This window comes from Streptomyces sp. NPDC048420 (genome assembly GCF_040651535.1).
GTDB lineage: Bacteria > Actinomycetota > Actinomycetes > Streptomycetales > Streptomycetaceae > Streptomyces.
This window is the reverse complement of the sequence record NZ_JBEZKG010000012.1, coordinates 175,281-189,645: the sequence shown is the minus strand read 5'-3', so window position 1 is coordinate 189,645 and position 14,365 is coordinate 175,281. Positions and strand designations below refer to the sequence as shown.

Genomic DNA, 14,365 nt, shown 5'->3' with positions numbered 1-14,365 from the left:
ATGCCTGCTCAGCCACCATGGATGCATGAGCGCAGCGACCTTCACTCCGGCCCCCGGTCGCCCGTCCGGGGCGACCCCCCTCTCCGGTACCCACAGCACCCACCGCCTGGGCAACGCCCTCCGCGCGGTCCGCGTCTTCGCCGGCGCCGCCTTCGACGTCGTCATACTCGGTGAGTACGGCGAGGAGGCGGGCGTCCGCCGCCGCTGACCGGAGTTCCGGGTCAGCCGTCCGCCAGCAGTTCGTCCGCGTCCACGATCCGGTAGGCGTACCCCTGTTCCGCCAGGAACCGCTGGCGGTGCGCGGCGAAGTCCTGGTCGATCGTGTCCCTCGCCACCACCGAGTAGAAGTGGGCCTGGTGGCCGTCCGCCTTCGGGCGCAACACCCGGCCGAGCCGCTGGGCCTCCTCCTGGCGGGAACCGAAGGTGCCCGAGACCTGGATGGCGACCGTCGCCTCCGGCAGGTCGATGGAGAAGTTCGCGACCTTCGACACCACCAGCACGCTGATCTCGCCCTCCCGGAAGGCGTCGAAGAGCTTCTCGCGCTGGGCGTTGGAGGTCTCGCCCTTGATGACGGGGGCGTTCAGATGCTCGCCGAGTTCGTCGAGCTGGTCGATGTACTGGCCGATCACCAGGATCTGCTGCCCCGCGAACCGCTTGACGAGCGCCTCCGTGACCTTCCGCTTGGTCGCGGTCGTGGCACAGAAGCGGTACTTCTCCTCCTGCTCGGCGGTGGCGTAGGCGAGCCGCTCGGAGTCGGTGAGGTTCACCCTCACCTCGACGCAGTCGGCGGGTGCGATGTAGCCCTGCGCCTCGATCTCCTTCCACGGCGCGTCGAACCGCTTGGGCCCGATGAGCGAGAAGACGTCCGACTCCCGGCCGTCCTCCCGCACGAGGGTCGCGGTCAGCCCGAGTCTGCGCCGGGCCTGGAGGTCGGCGGTGAACTTGAAGACGGGCGCGGGCAGCAGGTGCACCTCGTCGTAGACGATGAGCCCCCAGTCCCGGGAGTCGAAGAGCTCCAGGTGCGGGTAGACGCCCTTCCGCCGGGTGGTGAGCACCTGGTAGGTGGCGATGGTGACGGGCCGGATCTCCTTGCGCGTCCCGCTGTACTCGCCGATCTCCTCCTCGGTCAGGGAAGTCCGCTTCACCAGCTCGTGCTTCCACTGCCGGGCCGAGACGGTGTTGGTGACGAGGATCAGCGTGGTCGACTTGGCCTGCGCCATGGACCCGGCCCCGACGAGGGTCTTCCCGGCCCCGCAGGGCAGGACCACGACCCCGCTGCCGCCGTGCCAGAAGTTCTCCACGGCCTGCTTCTGGTAGGGCCTGAGCGCCCAGCCGTCCTCGGCCAGCTCGATCGGGTGCGCCTCACCGTCCACGTACCCGGCGAGGTCCTCGGCGGGCCAGCCCAGCTTCAGCAGCGTCTGCTTGATCTGCCCGCGCTCGGAGGGGTGCACGACCACGGTGTCCGGATCGAGACGCGCCCCCACCAGCGGGGTGATCCGCTTCGAGCGCAGGATCTCCTCCAGCACCGGCCGGTCGGTGGTGGTGAGCACGAGACCGTGGGCGGGGTGCTTGCTGAGCGTGAGCCGCCCGTAGCGGTCCATCGTCTCGGCGACGTCGACGAGCAGCGCGTGCGGCACGGGGTAGCGGCTGTACTGCACCAGCGCGTCCACCACCTGCTCGGCGTCGTGCCCGGCCGCGCGCGCGTTCCACAGCCCCAGCGGGGTCACCCGGTAGGTGTGGATGTGCTCCGGCGCCCGCTCCAGCTCGGCGAACGGCGCGATGGCCCTACGACACTCGTCGGCCTGCTCGTGGTCGACTTCCAGGAGCAGGGTCTTGTCGGACTGGACGATGAGAGGACCGTTCACGTAGTGCATCCTTCCGCACGGGCCAAACCTCCAGTGTGCCCCATCCTGCGGGCCGTGCGGCGCCTGGAATCAGGCGGCGCGATCCCGATAGGGTGTGACATGTTTCGCGTGCCTCCTGACAGCACGCGTAGGTGCGAAGGATGCCGATGGACGCTAGCGCCGGGGTCGACTCATGTCTGCTTGATGTCGCGGACCTCAGTATGGAAGCGCTGGACGAGATGCTCGAAGAGCTGCCCGACACGGTGCTGGGCGCGGTGCTGCGCCGCATGGTCGACGAGGCGGTCAACCCGGTCGGGGTGCCGTACGCCGCCTTCGACTCCTCGATCTGACGGGCGTCCCGTCCCCCCTCCTCCCTCCCCTTTCGCCCTCGGACGGATGTCCGAAGACGACAGCTTGAGGCGTCGTCGCGCTGGGTATGACCCGGACGTGCTCCGACGTACAGGTGGCATGCCGGCGGGCCGGCCAGGGAGGTATCGGGGGACACCTTGGTTCAGGAGCCGTACTTCTTCCTCAGCTACGCGCGCAAGGACAATCCCGACGAGTTCGTCAAGCGGTTCTACGACGACCTCGTGCTGGAGCTCCGCCGGATCGGCGCCGACCCGGCCGCGCAGCCGCCCTTCCGGGACGTCGAGCGGCTCGGCCTGGGCGATGACTGGGCCCGGGTGCTGGGGGAGGCGGTCGGGCACTGCCGTGCCTTCGTCGCGCTGTACTCCCCGGCGTATCTGAACAGCCTGTACTGCGGCAAGGAGTGGACGGCCTTCCGGGCCAGGCTGCACGAGTACCGCCGGGAGACCGAGATGGACGTCCCCGCGCTGGTGCCGGTCCTGTGGGCGCCGATGGAGGGGGAACTGCCGGAGGAGATCGCCCGCTTCCAGTACCACGAGGCGGGCATGGGCCAGGAGTACGTCACCCACGGGCTGATGCAGATCCTGCGCACCGATCCGACCGGCCGTGCCTACCGCGGGATCGTCGAGCGGGTCGCCGCCCGGGTGCGGATGGCCGCGGACCGGTTCCGGCTGCCGTTCACGCCGGGCCTGGACCTCGGCGAGGTGCACGGACTGTTCCCGGTGGCCGAGCACCAGCGGGCCGCGGCACCCGGCGCCGGACATGTCCAGGTCTTCATGGCCGCCGGGGTCGTCGACCCGCTGCCGGAAGGGCGCCGGCGGTCCGAGTACTACGGGCGCTCGCCCCGGGAGTGGACGCCCTACCACCCGCCCAAGCACCCCACGGTCGCCCACCGGGCGCAGAAGGTGATCGTGGAGGAGGGCTACACCAGCAACATCGAGCTCGTCGACGCCGAACTGAGCACCCGGCTCGACGAGACGATGGTGAACAACCAGACCAGCATCCTGCTCGTCGACCCGTGGTCGGTGCGCACGCCTGGCTACCGCGAGCCGCTCGCGGACTACGACGGCCAGAACCGCCCCGCCACCGGTGTCCTGGTGCCGTGCCACGAGTCCGACGAGGAGTCCGGCGACGACATCGTCTGGCAGGACCTGAGCCGGGTGTTCTGGCGCAACTGGCGTCGGCAGAACGACCCGCACGACCCCCTGTTCCGGGTGCGGGTCGGCGCGGACGAGTTCGACGACCGGCTCGCCGTGATGCTGGCGGTGGCGCAGAACCGGCTGATGGAGATGGAGAGCACCACCCCTTACCGGCTGCCCGAGGGCCCGCCACCGCCTCCGATGAGCGGGCTCACCATCCCGAACCCGCCCGACCCCCCTGACTTCCCCGCCCCGAAGGACCCAGACGATGACCAGTAGCCCCACCGGACCGGGCAAGATCGTCACGTTCTACTCGTACAAGGGCGGCACCGGACGCACCATGGCGCTCGCGAACGTCGGGTGGATCCTCGCCAGCAACGGGCACCGGGTGCTGCTGGTCGACTGGGACCTGGAGGCCCCCGGCCTGCACCGCTATCTGCACCCCCTGCTGGTCGACCCCGAACTGCGCTCGTCCGACGGCCTGATCAACATGGTGCAGTCCTATGTGCGCACCGTGCTGAGCCCCGAGCCGCCGACCGCCACCGGGTTCGCCGACGACGACTGGCTGCGGGCCGCCGCGGACCTGACGCCGTACACCGTCGGGCTGCTGCTGGAACTCCCCTCCGGAGGACGGCTGGACTTCCTGCCCGCCGGACGCCAGTCGGCCGCCTACTCGGCCGCCGTCACCAGCTTCAACTGGCACAGCTTCTACGACCGGCACGGCGGCGGGCACTTCCTCCAGGCGCTGCGGGAGGAGATGATCGCGAACTACGACTACGTGCTGATCGACAGCCGGACGGGCGTGAGCGACACCTCCGGGATCTGCACCATCGTGCTGCCCGACGTCCTCGTCGACTGCTTCACGATGAGCGTCCAGAGCATCCGCGGCGGTGTCGACGCGGCGGCCGCCGTGCAGCGCTCCGCACCCCGCCCCATCAAGGTGCTGCCGGTCCCCATGCGGGTCGAGGAGGCCGAGACCGAACGGCTGGAGGCCGGACGGGACTTCTCCCGCGCCGAGTTCGAGCCCTATCTGGCCTGGCTCTCGGAAGGCGAGCACACTCGCTACTGGGGTGAGATAGAGATCCCGTACAAGGCGTTCTACGCCTACGAGGAGATCCCCGCCACCGTCGCCGACCGGCCCCACCAGGAGCGTTCGCTGCTCACCGCGTTCGAGCGGCTCACCGAGTGGGTCTCGGAGGGCCGGGTCCGCAGACTCGCCCCGCTGCCCGGAGACCGCCGGGCCGAACTGCGCGCCGCCTATCTGCGGGCGCCCCGCGCCCTGCCCACCCAGGTCTACCTCAGCTACGCGCCGCTGGGCCGCGTCTGGGCGGAGTGGGCGGCGGAGGCCCTGGAGTCGGTCGGCTACCAGGTGTCGCTGCACAGCACGGTCGCACCGGACAGTGCCGTCCTGCCCGAGGTGGCCGGCACCCTGAACGGCCAGGGCCGGGTGCTGGCCCTGCTGTCGCCGGAGTACGCGGCCCAGTCACGGGCCGCCACGATCCGCCTCCAGCTGGCCGGACACGAGACGCTCGGCGGCCCCGGCCTGCTCGCCGTCCGCCTCCAGGACCTCGACGCGGCGGCCGTGGGCCCCTACCTCGACAGTGCCGTCGCCGACCTCAGCAGATGCGGCCCGGCCGAGGCCGTCGACCAGCTGCTGGCCGTCCTCGGGCCGCCCCCGGGCCGTCGCCTTCCGGACGGCTCCGCCTCGGTCGGCGCCACGGCCCTGCCCGGCTTCCCCGGCTCGATCCCGGCGGCCCAGCGCCTGCCGTCCCGCAACCTCACCTTCACCGGTCGCGGCCCGCTGCTGGAACGCCTGCGTGACCACTTCACCGCAGGACCCACCGCCGCCGTGCCCAGCCAGGTTCTCTACGGCCTCGGCGGCATGGGCAAGACCCAGGCCGCACTGGAGTACGCCCACCGCTACAAGTCGGCCTACGACGTGGTCTGGTGGATGAACGCCGCCCAGCCCGGCCTGATCCGCTCCGCCCTCGCCGACCTCGCCCCCTACCTCGACCTGGAGGAGGGCGAGGACGTGGGCAGCACCGCCGAGGCCGTCCTGCGCGCACTCGGGCGGGGACAGCCGTACGACCGCTGGCTCCTGGTGTACGACAACGCGGGCAGCCCCGTGGAACTCGACGGCCTCCTGCCCGCCGGGCCGCCCGGTGGGCATGTGCTGATCACCTCCCGGGACCGGGCCTGGGTCAACAGCGCGGGCCGGGCCGAGGTGGAGGTCTTCACCCGGGCCGAGAGCGTCGAACTGCTGCACAGGTTCAGCCCGTCGCTCTCCGCCGAGGACGCGGAGCAGATCGCCCGCGAACTCGGCGACCTCCCCCTCGCGGTGGGACAGACCGCGACCTGGCTCGGCGAGAGCAACATGCCCGTCGAGATCTACCTCGCCCAACTGCGCGACCGCCCCGCCGACATCCTCGACCACACCCAGCTGCCGCCCCGCGAATACCCCAACTCCGCCGCCCGGACCTGGCAGATCGCGGTGGACGACCTGCGCAGGCGGGACCGGGCCGCCGCTGAGATGCTGGAGATCTGCTCCTTCTTCGGCTCCGACCCGATCCCCATGCGGCTGCTCTACGGCCGGGCCGTCACCCGGGCCCTGACCATGGACGCGGACGAACCCCGTGACGAGATGGCCGTCGCCCAGCTGTTACGCCTCCTCAACCGGTACGGACTGGCCCGCAGCGACCAGGGCAGCGAGACCCTGACCGTGCACCGGCTCGTCCAGGCGGTCATCCGGGACGGAGTCGGCGGACCGCGCTGGGCGGAACTGCGCGGGGTCGTGCACACCGCGCTGGCGGACGCGAACCCCGGCAACCCGGAGGCCACCGCGGACTGGGACGAGTACGACGAACTCCTCCCGCATCTGGAGCCCTCGCGCGCGGCGTCCGACCCCAACCCCGAGGTCCGCAAGCTGATCATCGACTCGGTGCGCTACCTGTGGAAGCGCAGCCTCTACGGCACCGCCCACGACCTCGCCGTACGCACCCTGGAGCGCTGGGCGCGCCCGGACTTCCCGGGCGGCCCCGACGACACGCACACCCTGCTGCTGCGCACCCAGCTCGGCAACGTGCTGCGCTCGCTGGGGCGGCTGGACGAGGCGTACGAACTCGATGTCGACGTACTGCGGCGGCTCACCGTCACCAGGGGCGCCGAGTACCCGGCCACCCTCGCCGCGGCCGGCAACGTCGGCGCCGACCTGCGGGCCCTCGGCCGCTACCAGGAGGCCCGCGAACTGGACCGCACCACCTACGAGGCGGCGTACGCCGAGTTCGGCGAGGACCACCAGCGAACCCTGATGTACGCCAACAACCTGGGCATGTCCGAGTACCTCGCGGGCGACCGCCGGGCCGCCCTCGACCTGCACCGTTCGGCCTACGAACGGCAGCGGCAGAACCAGGGCAGCATGAAACCGCGCACCCTGAACCTCGCCAACAACTACGCCCGCGACCTGCGTGAGACCGGGGAGCTCCAGCAGGCACTGAGCCTCCTGGAGACGACCACCCGCCTCTACCAGCAGTTGCTCGGCGACGGGCACAGCGACACCCTGCGGGCCCGCAAGAACCTCGCCGTGGCACTGCGCCGGGACGGCCGCTACGTCGAGGCCCGTGACATCGACCAGGACATCTACAACCGCTATCTCCAGGCCCACGGCCCCGACCACTACGACACGCTCGCGGTCGCGTGCAGCCTGGCCGGCGACCTCGCCGCGCTCGGCGAGACCGCGCAGGCGCTGGAGCTGGCCGAGCGGGCCCTCGGCCGCTACAAGCACTACCTGGGAGAGGAGCACCCGGTCACCCTGGTCTGCGCCAACAACATCGCGGTGTACCTGAGGCTGCTGGGCCACGGGGAGCAGGCGCTCGCGGCCTCGGCGCGGACCACCGAGCACCTGCGGACCGTCCTCGGGGAGTCCCACCCGTACACCCAGGCCTGCATGCTCAACCACGCCAACGACCTGGCGACGGCCGGCCGGACCCAGGAGGCCGCCGACCTGGAGGCCAAGGCCCGCGAGGGGCTGCTGGCCGCCCTCGGACCCGACCACTACGACGTCATCGGCAGCGGCTCCAACCTGTCCCTGAGCCTGCGCGCCCTGGACCGCACGGCGGAGGCGGACAGCCTGCACGAGGACGCCCTGGCACGCGCCCGCCGCACCCTCGGCGACGACCACCCGACGACACTCGCGATCGCACGCGGGGTACGCCTGGACTCCGACATCGAACCGCCCACCACGTGAGACAGGTGGTCCCCAAGGCCGTACGGGAGCCCGTGGGAGCCGAAGGTGACGGGTTGTTAGGATGCCGTCACCCGCCCCACCCGTTCCCGTGTCGACCCGGCCGTCGGCGGGAGCGGCTCCGGCGCGTCCCCGCGAGGCTGGTCCATGGTTCCCTTCCGGCAGTTCCTGCTGAAGATCCACAGCCGCTGCAATCTCGCCTGCGACTACTGCTACGTCTACGAGTCGGTGGACCAGAGCTGGCGCGACCGCCCCCGGGCCATGGCCCCCGGCACCGTGCGACGCGCGGCCGCCCACATCGCCGAGCACGCCCGGACGCACGCCCTGGGAGAGGTCCACGTCGTCCTGCACGGCGGTGAGCCGCTGCTGGTGGGAGCCGCGCGGCTGGACGCCGTACTGCGCACGCTCACCGACGCCCTCGACGGGGTGGCCGAGCTGCGGATCAGCATGCAGACCAACGGACTTCGGCTCGCCGAGGACCCCGCCCTGCTGCCCGTCCTGGCCCGCCACGGGGTACGGGTCGGCGTCAGCCTCGACGGCGCCCCCGCCACCCACGACCGGCACCGCCGGCGCCCGAACGGACGCGGCAGCCACGCCGACGTCGCGCGGGCGCTGCGGCTGCTCACCGACGGCCCGTACCGCGACCTGTACGCCGGCCTGCTCTGCACCATCGACCTGGCCGCCGACCCCGTGGAGACCTACGAGGCCCTGCTGGACTTCTCGCCGCCCCTGCTCAACCTCCTCCTCCCGCACGGCACTTGGCACACCCCACCGCCCGGCCTCGCCACCCGCGCCACCCCGCCCGCCACGGCACCCGGGCCCACGCCCGCGGAACCGGTGCCGTACGCGCGATGGCTGTGCGCGGTGTTCGACCGCTGGTACGACGCACCGCGCCGGGAGACCGGGATCCGGCTCTTCGAGGAGATCCTGGTGCTGCTGCTCGGCGGCACCGCCCGCAGCGAGGTGGTCGGACTGACCCCGGTCGACCTCGTGGTCGTCGAGACCGACGGCACCATCGAGCAGGCCGACTCGCTCAAGGTGACCTACCCCGGGGCACCCGCCACCGGACTGGACGTCTTCCGGCACACCTTCGCCGACGCCGCCCGCCAGGAGGCCTTCCGGGTCCGCCAGCGCGGGCGGGCCGGACTCGCCCCGGTCTGCGCGGCCTGCCCCCGCTCGGCGGTCTGCGGAGGCGGCCTGTACGCCCACCGCTACCACCCCGGGGCCACGCCGACCCCCTTCGCCGTGCCGTCCGTCTACTGCGCCGACCTCGCCGTCCTCGTCGACCACATCGCCGACCGCCTGCGCCGGGACGTCACGCGGCTGCGGGCCACGGCAGAGCCGGTACCGAGATGACGGCGGCGCCCCGGCCCGTGCGGAGCCGGCTCCCCGTGCCCGCCCCGCCCACCGCGCACGTCGTCGCCCCGGCCACGTTCGACGCCCTCGCCCGCGCCCGGGGCGGCGCACCGGCCGTGGCCGAGCTGCTCCGCGGCCAGCTCAGCAAACGCCTGCTGCTGACGGTCGCCGTACGCCGCTCGCTGCCCGCCGACGCCGGTTTCGACGAGGCCTGCCGGCGGCTGGACCGGATGCGCCGGGACGCCCCCGAGGGCTGGCGGGCGACGATGCTCCACCCCTACCTCGACGAGGGCCTGGCCCGCGCGCTCGCCGAACACGCCCACGGCGCCCGCCCCGACCTCGACTGGTTCGGCGAGCTGGTGCACGGCGGACCGGCCGCGCTGTCCGGGCCGCACCTGCTGGCCACCGAGTGCGACGGCCTCGTCCTCAGGCTGCGGCTGGCCGACCGAGGCCCCTTCCGCACCGTGCACGGACACCGGCCGGCCGACCCGCAGACCGACGACGAGGTACGGCACTGGCAGCGGCTGCTGGACGGCGCCTGGCAGGTCCTGGTCCGCCGCCATCCCTGGCACGCCGAGGCCGTCGCCGCCGGACTGTCCACCCTGGTGCCGCTGCGCCCCGCGCCCGGCGGCACCTCGGTGAGCTCCGCGGCCCGCCGGGCCTTCGGCGCGGTCGCCCTCTCCCCGCCCGCCGACCCGGTGCTCCTCGCCCTCACCCTGGTCCACGAGTTCCTGCACATCCAGCTCGGCGCCCTGCTCGACCTCGTCCCCCTGCACGGCCCGGTGTCGGCGGCCCGCTATCACGCGCCCTGGCGCCCCGACCCCCGCCCGCTGGACGCGCTCCTCCAGGGGACCTATGCCCACCTGGGCGTGTGCGACTTCTGGCACACCGAACGCGACACCGACCCGCCCGACCCCCGGGCCGCACGCGAACACGCCACCTGGCACGGCTACACCCGCGGCGCCGTCGACACCCTGCTCGGCAGCGGGGAGCTCCTTCCGGCCGGACGCCGCTTCACCGAGGTGATGCGCCGGGTCCTGACCAGGTCGGAGGGCGACACCGGGCAACCATGAGCGGCCCGCGCCTGTCTGAACAGGCGGGAACGGGGTGGGAGGGGAAGCGCATGGCGATGTCCGCGGGCAGATGGGTGGTCGGTGGGGGCGCGGTCGTGGTGCTGGTGGTGACCGGGGCGTGGGTGCGGGGGTCGACGGATGTGGACGCCCCGCTCTGGACGGAGATACGGCCCGTCATCGAGGCCCGGCTCGCCGCGGACTCCGCGGGCGAAGGACCCGGGCAGGACACACCGGCCCTCCGCGCCCGCTGGTTCTGCCGGGCCGAGCCCCTGGAACTGGAGGAGCACGCGGGCCGTGTCCGGGCCGGAATCGACGCGTACTGCCTGGAGTACGGCTCCCGCGACGGCACCCTCGTGGAGTGCGGCGGCTCACACGTCCCGCAGGTGGTGCGGCTGCGGCGGGAGCCGGACGGCGGCTTCCTCGTCGTGGCCCGCGAGGAGCCGCCGGACGGGGCCGGCTACGCGGAATGGACCCGCCACACCTTCGGCTCCCGGCCCGTCACCGCAGCGAACTCCGGCACTCTGGCCAGCGAGGCCCGCACCCACTTCGGCCTGACGGCGTCGGCGCCGGTGGTCCAGGACTGCTGAGCGGCACCGGAGCCCGCGGTCAGTCCTCCGCGAGCTCGGCCACTCCGGTCACCCGGTGCAACGGATACGTCCGCACCTCGTCCGCAGTGTGGTCGTACGCCGTCACGAAGCCGCCCTCGACGCGGATGGGGGCGATGACGCGCTGGCTGGCGGCGCCCTCGGCGTTGACGTAGCCGATCCACAGGGCCTCGCCGGTGAGGACGGCGGCCTGCATGGTGGCGAGGGTCTCGGCGGAGCTGGTGCGGGGGAGTTCACCGGTGGCGGGCAGGGCCCGGTCGCCCTGTCGGCGTGGGGTTGTCGAGGCCAGGTCACCGGCGCGGATCGCCCGGATCGCGGCCGACAGGAGGGTCGCGTCGGGGATCGGGGGGCCGTCGGGGACGGGCTCGGGGGCCGTGCGCGGCGGGGTGCGGTGGGCGTGGGCGCGGGTGATCAGGACGTCGCCCTCGGCGGACTCGGCGGCCGGCGCGAAGCCCATCGCGCGCAGGCCGTCCAGCAGCGACGCCGGGTCGGCCTGCGCCGCCAGCACCGTCGGGGCCAGGCGGCGCAGACGCAGGCCCGCGGCGCGCTTGTCGGCGAGGATCTCGTTGAGCAGGGCGTCGTCGTCGCAGCGGACGTACGCCGAGGCCGCGCCCACCCTGAGGTGACCGTGCCTGCGGGCCACGTCGTCGATCAGATACGTCAGCGGCTGCGGGACCGGCGTCCGTGAGTGCGCGGCGAGGAAGGCGTGCAGGTCGGAGGCCGACTGCCCGGCGTCCAGGGCACGGCGTACCGACCCCGGGGTGAAGCGGTACACCGTCGCCCCGCCCTTCGACTCCACGTCCGCGAGCACGCCCAGCACCTCGGCGAGCGGCCGCTCCAGCGGGCCGGGGGCCACCGCGGTCAGGTCGGCCTGGAGCAGGACGTGGTCGAGGGGCTCGGGCAGGAGGGGGGCGAGGAGCCGGGCGGCCGCGGCGGAGGCGGTTGCCTGTTCGGCGGGGGAGAGGGGTTCCGGGACAGGCGCGGTGACGGTGGGCCGATGGTGCACGGGGAGTTTGTCCCCGGGCCCTTCCGGCTCCTTGCCCGGCGTCTTCGGCGCGGCCGCGCCCAGCAACGCCCGCCCGTGCGCCGACAGCGCACCCCGCCCCGTCACCCCCAGCAGTTCGGCTTCCTTCAGGGTCCACTCGGCGAGACGGGACCGCAGATCCTCCTCGCGGCGTTGCGGGCGCTCCCAGCGCAGCCGGGCCAGCACCGACTCGGCCGACGGCGACGCCCCCTCCGGCAGCCCCGCCAGCAGCGTCAGCACCCGGTGCCGTACCTCCGGCGCGGCGCTGCGGTCCAGACCCGGGCCCAGCGTCGACAGCGTGCGGTCCTTCGCGTCGCGGCCGCCGACCAGCCCGGACACCCGTGTCGCCGTCAGCCACGCCTCCGCGAGCCGGGCCCAGCGCTGTGCCGGGGGCTGCTCCAGCCACTCGTCGTGGGCCGGGGTCGCCGCGTACCGCTCGTCGGCCTCGCCGTCGGAGGCCAGCAGGCCCGCCGCGTACGCCAGCTCCACCCAGAACGCGGCCACCGGCTCCGCCACGTCCAGGGCGACCGCCGTCCGCTTGAGGTCGCGGACGCTCAGCCCGCCCGCCCGCAGCACCGCGGGCCCGCCCTCGTCCCAGTCCTTCAGCAGCTCCTCGACGGTCGCGAGCGCGGTGTACGCCTGCCCGGCCGCCGTCGCGTCCACAACCTGTGGACGGTGCGTCGCGGCCGGCTCCACCGCCGGCGGCACCGGCTCCACCTGACGGTGCGCACGGCCGCCCCGCAGATGCAGGGCCACCTCCCGCGGCAGTACGACCGTCCCGGGCGCCGTCGGCACCAGCAGCCCCAGGTCAAGGAGCCGCCGCAGATGGGCCGCCGGATCGGAGGTGACCTGGCCGTACGGCGGCCCCCACACCAGCCGCGAGAGCACCTCCCGCGACTCCTCCGGGAGCCCGGCGAGCAGCGCCGACATCCGCTCCCGGTCCGTGAACAGGGCCGTCAGCGACGCCACCGCCGACACCGCGTCGTGGGTCGAACCGAGCCCCGCCTCCGTCACGATGTCCTGGATCCGGCCCGGCGACATCCCCGCCGTGGCCTCCTGCACGGTCGGCCCGAGCCCCGTCGGCGACGGATGCTGCGGCGAGGGCGCGAGCAGCTCACGGACCGTGCGGACCAGCCGCAGCCGCTCGTCGTCGCCCCACACCAGGGCCTGCTCCCGCAGCACCCCGAGGGAACGGGGGAGCGCCGCCGTGACCGCCGGGTCGCCCGCGTCACCGGTCAGCAGCGCAAGGAGTTCGTCGTACGGCGCCGGGTCCGCCGCCACGGCCAGCGCCTCCGCCGTCTGCAGCGCGAAACGGTCCAGCCGCTCCAGCGCCCGCACCACCGACGCCCGCGTCCCGGCCCGGGTCGCGAGCTGCGTCAGGTCGGTCGGCACGGGGGTGATGAGGTCGGGGCGGGCACGCAGAAGCGCGGCCAGGGAGACGTCGTCCCTGGCCCGGAGCGCTTCCGCGAGGGAGCGCGGCGGTACGGCCGGGTTGCTCATCCGACCAACGGTAGCGGGTGGCGGGGCGGGGCAGGGGTGTCGCCGGGGTGTGAGCCGAACCGGTGCCCGGGCCCGTCCGCTCGGCGGCTGCCTGCGCTAACGTCGTCCCACGGGGTATCCAACGCACCCGCCCCGGAGGGGACTTCGTGGGTATCGAGAGCGACCAGGTCGTCTACGAGTATCTGAGCCGCGTCGGCGACGTCGCGCAGCAGCGGCAGTTGCCGTCGTCCACCCGGATGCGGCTCGTCTCGGAGCTGCGGGGCGAGATCGACCGGCGGCGTGCCAAGGCCCCGGTGGACTCGCCCGCCGCCGTCCGCCGGATCATCGCCAGGCTCGGCAGCCCCGACGAGGTGGTCACCGCCGCGGGAGGCACGGCGGGCAGCGCCCCGCAGGCGCCGGTCGTCTCCATGCCCGTACAGCGGGACCGGGAGTCGCAGGACGACGGCGAACAGCGGCGGAAGGGGCTGCGCAAGTCGGTCCCGCAGCCGCGTCCCGCCGACTCCGCCCCCTCCGGACCCCACCTTGCCGGCCTGGACGAACTCGGGGACACCGCCTCGCAGCCCGACTGGTGGCGGGTGGACAGCAGTCCCTTCGGCGTCGGCGACAGCGTGCCCGGCTTCGTCGGCGGAGTGGAGATCCCGGAACTGCTGAAGCCTCCGCCGCCGAAGGAGACGGAGGCGGAGAAGCCGGCGCCGGTCGTCGAGAAGGCCGCCGAAGCACCGGTCACGCAGCGCCGTACGGCCTGGTGGCGGCCCAGACAGGTCGCTGCGGAACCGGTCGTCGAGGCCGCCGCCGCCCCGGTCCGCCGCCGCCCCTTCGCCCGGGCCGGAGGACTCGGCACCGGAGGGTGGAGCAACCCGCTCCTCCTGCTCGCCGCAGCCCTCCTCATCGCCGGCGCCGTGCTCGGCAACCTGCTCGTCCTCGTCGTCGGCTGGCTCATCGCCTGGGCCTCCCGCCGTCTCACCGACGCGGAGACGAAGTGGGCCGTCGTCTTCCTCCCCGCCCTCTCCCTCACCGCGGGCCTCGTCTGGCTGTGGGGCCGCAACGAGGGCCGGTGGGGCGAGCCCATCGCCGAGGGCCACATGAACGACGCGATCGCCGAGACCTGGCCGTGGGTGGTCCGGGGCGCGGCGGTGGCATCGGCCCTGTTCCTCGTGTGGCGTTCGCAACGGCGCCGGTAGGCCGCGGAAATCCGTTGTCTGTGTGCCGCACGGCCCG

At 73.5% G+C, this 14,365-nt stretch carries 10 protein-coding genes; 8 read left to right on the top strand and 2 right to left on the bottom strand.

Features of this window, described 5'->3' with window-relative positions; genetic code table 11:
* Positions 1-25: 25 nt before the first annotated feature.
* Positions 26-208: a hypothetical protein gene (locus AB0D34_RS23830; RefSeq protein ID WP_362664495.1), complete on the top strand. Its 183-nt coding sequence runs from the start codon at positions 26-28 to the stop codon at positions 206-208.
* Between the two features lie 13 nt (positions 209-221).
* Here the strand turns inward: AB0D34_RS23830 and AB0D34_RS23825 are convergent, their stop codons facing one another.
* Positions 222-1,865, bottom strand: a complete 1,644-nt coding sequence (locus tag AB0D34_RS23825) for a DNA repair helicase XPB (RefSeq protein WP_362664493.1) — start codon at positions 1,863-1,865, stop codon at positions 222-224.
* A 146-nt stretch (positions 1,866-2,011) separates the two neighbouring features.
* Here AB0D34_RS23825 and fxsA point away from each other — a divergent pair, with 146 nt between their 5' ends.
* The 6 genes from fxsA (at position 2,012) to AB0D34_RS23795 (ending at position 10,605) form a co-directional block, all read left to right on the top strand.
* Positions 2,012-2,194, top strand: a complete 183-nt coding sequence (gene fxsA, locus AB0D34_RS23820; RefSeq protein WP_362664491.1) for an FxSxx-COOH cyclophane-containing RiPP peptide — start codon at positions 2,012-2,014, stop codon at positions 2,192-2,194.
* Between the two features lie 156 nt (positions 2,195-2,350).
* The gene (gene fsxC, locus AB0D34_RS23815; RefSeq protein ID WP_362664489.1) at positions 2,351-3,628 is read left to right on the top strand and encodes an FxsC protein; all 1,278 of its coding nucleotides are present in this window, start codon (positions 2,351-2,353) and stop codon (positions 3,626-3,628) included.
* Positions 3,618-7,592 (top strand): FxSxx-COOH system tetratricopeptide repeat protein, encoded by a 3,975-nt coding sequence (gene fxsT, locus AB0D34_RS23810; RefSeq protein WP_362664487.1) that lies wholly within the window; start codon positions 3,618-3,620, stop codon positions 7,590-7,592. The genes fsxC and fxsT overlap by 11 nt, the downstream gene beginning before the upstream one ends.
* A gap of 144 nt (positions 7,593-7,736) precedes the next feature.
* Positions 7,737-8,945, top strand: a complete 1,209-nt coding sequence (locus AB0D34_RS23805; RefSeq protein ID WP_362664485.1) for an FxsB family cyclophane-forming radical SAM/SPASM peptide maturase — start codon at positions 7,737-7,739, stop codon at positions 8,943-8,945.
* A 35-nt stretch (positions 8,946-8,980) separates the two neighbouring features.
* A complete protein-coding gene (locus AB0D34_RS23800) occupies positions 8,981-10,018 on the top strand; it encodes an HEXXH motif-containing putative peptide modification protein (protein WP_362664483.1) in 1,038 nt (345 codons plus the stop codon).
* A gap of 50 nt (positions 10,019-10,068) precedes the next feature.
* Entirely contained in the window at positions 10,069-10,605 is a 537-nt protein-coding gene (locus AB0D34_RS23795) for a hypothetical protein (protein WP_362664481.1), read from the top strand.
* A gap of 19 nt (positions 10,606-10,624) precedes the next feature.
* Here AB0D34_RS23795 and AB0D34_RS23790 read toward each other — a convergent pair whose 3' ends face one another.
* Positions 10,625-13,147, bottom strand: a complete 2,523-nt coding sequence (locus AB0D34_RS23790) for a helicase C-terminal domain-containing protein (protein WP_362664479.1) — start codon at positions 13,145-13,147, stop codon at positions 10,625-10,627.
* 146 nt (positions 13,148-13,293) lie between these two features.
* Here AB0D34_RS23790 and AB0D34_RS23785 point away from each other — a divergent pair, with 146 nt between their 5' ends.
* Positions 13,294-14,328 carry a hypothetical protein gene (locus AB0D34_RS23785; protein WP_362664477.1) on the top strand — a complete coding sequence of 345 codons (1,035 nt, stop codon included), beginning with the start codon at positions 13,294-13,296 and terminating at the stop codon, positions 14,326-14,328.
* Positions 14,329-14,365 lie beyond the last annotated feature (37 nt).

Bases quoted from the DNA above. Each gene is read 5' to 3' on its own strand.
- AB0D34_RS23830 (WP_362664495.1), top strand. From the start codon at position 26: ATGAGCGCAGCGACCTTCACTCCGGCCCCCGGTCGCCCGTCCGGGGCG.
- fxsA (WP_362664491.1), top strand. From the start codon at position 2,012: ATGGACGCTAGCGCCGGGGTCGACTCATGTCTGCTTGATGTCGCGGAC.
- fxsT (WP_362664487.1), top strand. From the start codon at position 3,618: ATGACCAGTAGCCCCACCGGACCGGGCAAGATCGTCACGTTCTACTCG.
- AB0D34_RS23805 (WP_362664485.1), top strand. From the start codon at position 7,737: ATGGTTCCCTTCCGGCAGTTCCTGCTGAAGATCCACAGCCGCTGCAAT.
- AB0D34_RS23795 (WP_362664481.1), top strand. From the start codon at position 10,069: ATGGCGATGTCCGCGGGCAGATGGGTGGTCGGTGGGGGCGCGGTCGTG.
- AB0D34_RS23790 (WP_362664479.1), bottom strand. From the start codon at position 13,147: ATGAGCAACCCGGCCGTACCGCCGCGCTCCCTCGCGGAAGCGCTCCGG.